Below are 4835 nucleotides of genomic sequence, written 5' to 3'. Positions count from 1 at the left end.
AATCAGTGATACCGGCTCCCGGCAAGTGGCGAGGCGGGGCACCTCCAGGCCCGTCGCCTGCCGCACGCCGCGCTCAGGCGCACCCCGTGGGTAATTACGACCTCGATGATAGCAGGCAAGCAGATTGCCAGTTGCCATTGTGAGCCGAAGGGTTGGATTACAACATTCGGACCCGCACCATCGCGGGCAGGCTGTCTGCTGATGGCGCTCGATCAGTTTCGAGGCGTTACAGGGGCAGCGATGACGGATCGTGGGCCCGTGCGGAACTCCGGCATGAGCCGAGCGACCTCGAAGAGGCCACTAGCAGCGCTCTTGGCATCAGCATAGCCGACCGTGGACTGTCGGACGGGCTAGCCGACCTTGAACCTGTGATAGTCCATCTCGAAAGCCCCACCCATCGAGTGTAGTTCCTGAGCCGGCCAAGGCCCGCGCAGCGTTCCGATAGCGCTTGCCCCAATTGACCGTTCCAAACGGCGCAAAACGCCGTGTAAGGGAAACGACGGTTTCCCAGGCACTTAAACCTGTCAGGTTTGTGTGTCTGGAAATCAAAATGCCGCGCGATCCCGGCCCATTCGCAGGTTGGGCGTTATGGAACAACCGCTCCGCGGATGATCAGAACTGCGGCACATCATCCCGGGCGTCCGGAGAGTGCCTAAAAATTGGAACAGTCTGGCCTGACCTACCGTTCGCGACCCCTAAGGTGTCAGCACGAACTTACACAACAAGGGGACAGCATGGACATCATCAAAGACGTCTGCAGCGTGTGCGGCGTTGCCGTGACCGTTTTTGTCAACGGCAGCTGCGTGATCGTTCAAACAAACGGCCGCGCCCGGCGTCAGCAATGTCCCTGCCCGAACCGGGAGACGTGCTCGCAGCTGTCAGTTCCGGTGGTCGAGCAGGCCATCGCAGCGGCACCGCGTGAACCAATCTCTCTCCGGCCCGTCGCAATTCCGCGCGTTGCTCGCCCGCCCCGTCCGCCAGCCCCTGTGCATGCACGAGGCGATCACGCGAAGCGGTCTCCCACATCACGATCGGCTTCGGAGCAGTGGGTGTCGGCTCTCACGTAATTCTTCTGATCGGTCGTTTCATCGCACAGGCGGCGCAGGCCGCAAGGCCGAACCCGACAGCTGACCGGACCTTAGCAGGGTCACAGCGCCGCTCGCAGGTTGGGCGTTATGGATCAAAGCGCTCAGCTGGTGCAGCGAACAATGAGGCCGAACCCGACGCATGAGTTCGGGCGCGGCCGCGTGTACGGGGCGAGCCGTCGCCCGACCCTGCTCGTGACCGCTGCCCTACTTGGCGGCGACCTGCTGCAGGTTCTCGGCGAGCTTGCTGGCGAACTCGTCGCCCTTGTAGATCTCCGAGACCGCTTGCTTAAGCTTGCTCTCGTCCTCGGACTTGCCGAGCGCCTTGGCGTAAGCTGCCGCCGTGCCAAAGCCCGCTAGCCCGTAGTGCGTCATGCGCTGGTACTGCGCGATGATCTCCACGTCCCGCAGCTTGGGATCCTGAGCGGCTTCCTTGATGCCGTGCTTGCGGGCCTCGGTGACGAGGCCCTCCATGCCCTTGCAGTACTCCGGCTCGGTCTGGCCGCCGCACTGCTGGATTAGCTCCTTGAGGATGCCGGTGTGCTTCTCGATGCCGCCGACCGAGTGCTCGAGCATCTGCTTCAGCTTCGGGTCGCTGGCCTGGCCACTGAGTTCCTTGACAGCCCTGGTCATCTGATCGTTGGCCGACCAGAGATCCTTCATCTCGTCGAGATACACGTCCTTGAGGCTGCTCGGTGCGGGCATGCGGTTCCTCCATCTTTCGCCGGGTCAACCGCAGCGCGGCGGGAAGGTTCTGATCGGAAGCGCTCGCCCGCGCGTGGGAAAGCGTGACGCTCACGGGCCGGATAAGTTCAGCACCTCTCCAGCGAGGCTTGCATCATCAGACCTTAGAGGCCGCTCGTTGACTGGGCGTTACGGAACCGGCAGCCGCGTGAAACAGCCTGAGCGTGAGATCAGATTGCCTCAGGCGAAGTGCCAGATCAGCTCCATGCCACCGACAATCAGCACGCACAGCGCGGCAGCAAGGCCCAGCATCATTCGCATCCGAGCCGCGCGAGGATCGCGCTCGTGCATCCCAATCACCTTCACGTCTCAGCGGCTGTCGCGCACCAGGGCCGCTGCCTCCTGGAGCGCTGCCCGTCCTTCGTGGCGCGCCTCTTCCTCACTTGGCAGCGAGTAGCAGGATTGCCGCACGACGTGGTCGCGGTCGCGGATAACCCAGTGATAGCGGCTCGGATCATCCTTGCAGGGCTCCACCTGCAGGACGAGGGGAGCCGCACTGTCCGCCGCCATCGTCATCATCTCCTATGTGGCTGATTGTTCGGTCTCGTCAGAGGACGGGCAGTCCGGAAACGGCTGCCAATCCGTGAAGGCGTCGGCCGCGTAGCTGTGCCGGCAGGAGGCAACGTGCCAAGGGCGGGCATCGCCGAAGCGCGCCGGGTCCCAGCGGATCACCGCTCGCGTGTCGGGCTCGTGCCGGTTGATGGCGACGATCCACCGCCCGTCCTGCGGGGCCCGATCCATGGACCGCCAGCTGGCCATGACACGCTCCTGCCCTGTCGTGCTCGACCGTCAGGAACGCTCAAGGACCCGGACCCGTTTCAGACCCTTCTCAGGCGCACCGCCTGCTCATGAAGCTCATGTGAGGCACCGCCCATGGTTGGCGTCCCATGGCCCGCATCGCCACCCTCATCGTCACGTCAAAGGGGCTTCGCCGCATGACGCTCTGATGTCCGCTGTCAATGACTTGGCCGAGCGCGACTGGCCGCTGTGACAAGCGGTGAGGATGAGGTGTACGCGCACGGGTGGAGGCGGGACCTGAAGGACGTCGGTGATCAAGCTCTGATGCGCGGGTTGGCTACCGCATTCCCGAGTGTGCGTCCGGGGCTGTCCCGATCTTACAGCGGGCGTCGGTTCAAGAACCGGCCACAAAGCGTCTGACGGGCGTTCCCCTGCCGTAGTCCCGCCCCCGCCGGTGCGCGAGGAAATGATCCGCCGCTCGGCGGCGCGTCAGGCCGCCTGTGCCTCGCGAGCCACCGACCACATGAAGCCGACGAGTTCACGGGCGATCGCGGTGCAGACCACCGTCGCCTTCTTGCCCCGCCCGCTGAGCGCCCGGTAACGCGCGGTCAGGCGACTTTGCGCCTTCCAGGCAATCTCGCGCACCCTCGGCGGCGCGGCCTCCAGGCGGTAGAGCTTCTCTGCCCCGATCTTGGGCGGATGCCGGTAGGTCCAGGCGCTCTCGACGAGCATGTGGCGCACCCGCCCGTTCCCGGCCTTGGTGATCCCGCCGCGCCGCACCGTAGCGCCGGTCGAGCGCTCGCCCGGCACCAGGCCAAGGTAGCCCATGAGCTGACGCGGGCTCACGAAGCGCGTGACGTCACCGACCTCGGTGACGAAGGTTACGGCCACGATCAGGTCGACGCCGCGCAGGGTCTGTAGGGCCTGCACGACAGGTCCAAGAGACCAGCTCGGGACAAACTCGGCGATGGCCGCCTCGATGCGCGCGACGCGCTCCTTGGCGACGCGCACGGCCTCGACCATCTCCTGCAGCGCAATCTGGTGGGCGGGATGCTCGAAGCGCTGCTCCTGAAGCCAGCGCAGATAGCGCATCGTCCAGCCCTTCTTCCGTGGGTAGACGCGGCCATGCTTGAGCATGAAGGCGCTCACCTGCTGACGGTGCACACGCTGACTCTCGACAGCGGCAGCACGAGCGCGCACGAGATCGCGCATGGCCTCGTGCCCCTCGTCGGGGACCCACACTGCCGTGAGTTCGCCGGCGCGCAGAAGCTTGGCCAGCACCAGAGCACCACGACGGTTCGTCTTGACCCGGTCGCCGGACTTCCTCGGGATCAGCGAGGGCGCAACGACCGTGCAGGGATGGCCGAGGTCGGTGACGAGGCGGTACAGGCCGTATGCTGTCGGCCCTGCCTCGTAGCAGAAGCGTAAGCGTTCATGCTTGGCGGCCAAGCGCTTGACGAGCCGGCGCATGCTGTAACGGGCGGCGTCGACCTCGCCGAGATAGCGCACCTCACCTCTGCGCTCACCATCGGCGACCGCAATCGCGTTGCGCATCTTTGCGACGTCGATGCCGACGAAAACCTCGCTACACTGCTCCACGGCTCGCCCTCCTGCGGTGAGGATCGGCCCGGCCCATCCGAGCAACCCTCGAAGGCGCAGTGTAGGGCGAGCCACCCCAGAGCCGCGGGCATACGGACTTACAAACCCATGGCTGCCTCGACCTGTCCGCGTCCCATGCTTGCATGAGCCACAGCTTCATGCCCTCGCTCGGCTGCTCGAGAGTACCTGCCCTCCACCAACTGGCCGGGGCATGCCGGGCCAACTCCGCACCGCTGTGAAGCGTCTGCACGCGCACCACGTGGATCAGGAGTAGGTGCATCACGGCGCGGATTGGGCGTTATGGAGCGCGACCGCCCGCTGCGGTTGTTGAGCGGAAGGTCAATCGAGCCGCGCAACGCTGTCTCGCCGGTTTCGTAGTCCCCGTGCCCGTGAGCCTGCAGGGCAGCGCCCGCTCAATCAGCTCGCCGGCGTGGCCGCGCTGGACTGAAGCTGTGCCTCAATCCATTGCGGGAGCCCAGGTAAGAGGCGCTGTCGGTCATTTCGCTCGCACAGGCACTGCTTCGCAGCCTGTCAGTGCTCGCGCCAAGCCTTCGAGATCTGATCGGCGAGGGGCTTTGTGAGGTAGGAGATGACGGTGCGCTCGCCGATCTGCAGGAAGGCGTCGACGGGCATGCCGGGCACCAGGGTGACCTCGCCGAGCCGGGCGCG

At 65.4% G+C, this 4835-nt stretch carries 4 protein-coding genes; all 4 read right to left on the bottom strand.

Annotation, left to right across the window (positions count from 1 at the left end; translation table 11 throughout):
- Positions 1–1292: 1292 nt before the first annotated feature.
- Positions 1293–1790 carry a YciE/YciF ferroxidase family protein gene (locus WDW90_RS34915; protein ID WP_336492320.1) on the bottom strand — a complete coding sequence of 166 codons (498 nt, stop codon included), beginning with the start codon at positions 1788–1790 and terminating at the stop codon, positions 1293–1295.
- A gap of 348 nt (positions 1791–2138) precedes the next feature.
- Positions 2139–2339 carry a hypothetical protein gene (locus WDW90_RS34910; RefSeq protein WP_336492319.1) on the bottom strand — a complete coding sequence of 67 codons (201 nt, stop codon included), beginning with the start codon at positions 2337–2339 and terminating at the stop codon, positions 2139–2141.
- 12 nt (positions 2340–2351) lie between these two features.
- Positions 2352–2588: a hypothetical protein gene (locus WDW90_RS34905; protein WP_336492318.1), complete on the bottom strand. Its 237-nt coding sequence runs from the start codon at positions 2586–2588 to the stop codon at positions 2352–2354.
- Between the two features lie 468 nt (positions 2589–3056).
- Positions 3057–4166 (bottom strand): IS110 family RNA-guided transposase, encoded by a 1110-nt coding sequence (locus WDW90_RS34900; protein ID WP_336492317.1) that lies wholly within the window; start codon positions 4164–4166, stop codon positions 3057–3059.
- Between the last annotated feature and the right edge of the window lie 669 nt (positions 4167–4835).

This window comes from Methylobacterium nigriterrae (genome assembly GCF_037106235.1).
Lineage (GTDB): Bacteria > Pseudomonadota > Alphaproteobacteria > Rhizobiales > Beijerinckiaceae > Methylobacterium > Methylobacterium nigriterrae.
This window is presented reverse-complemented; position numbering and strand designations above follow the sequence as displayed.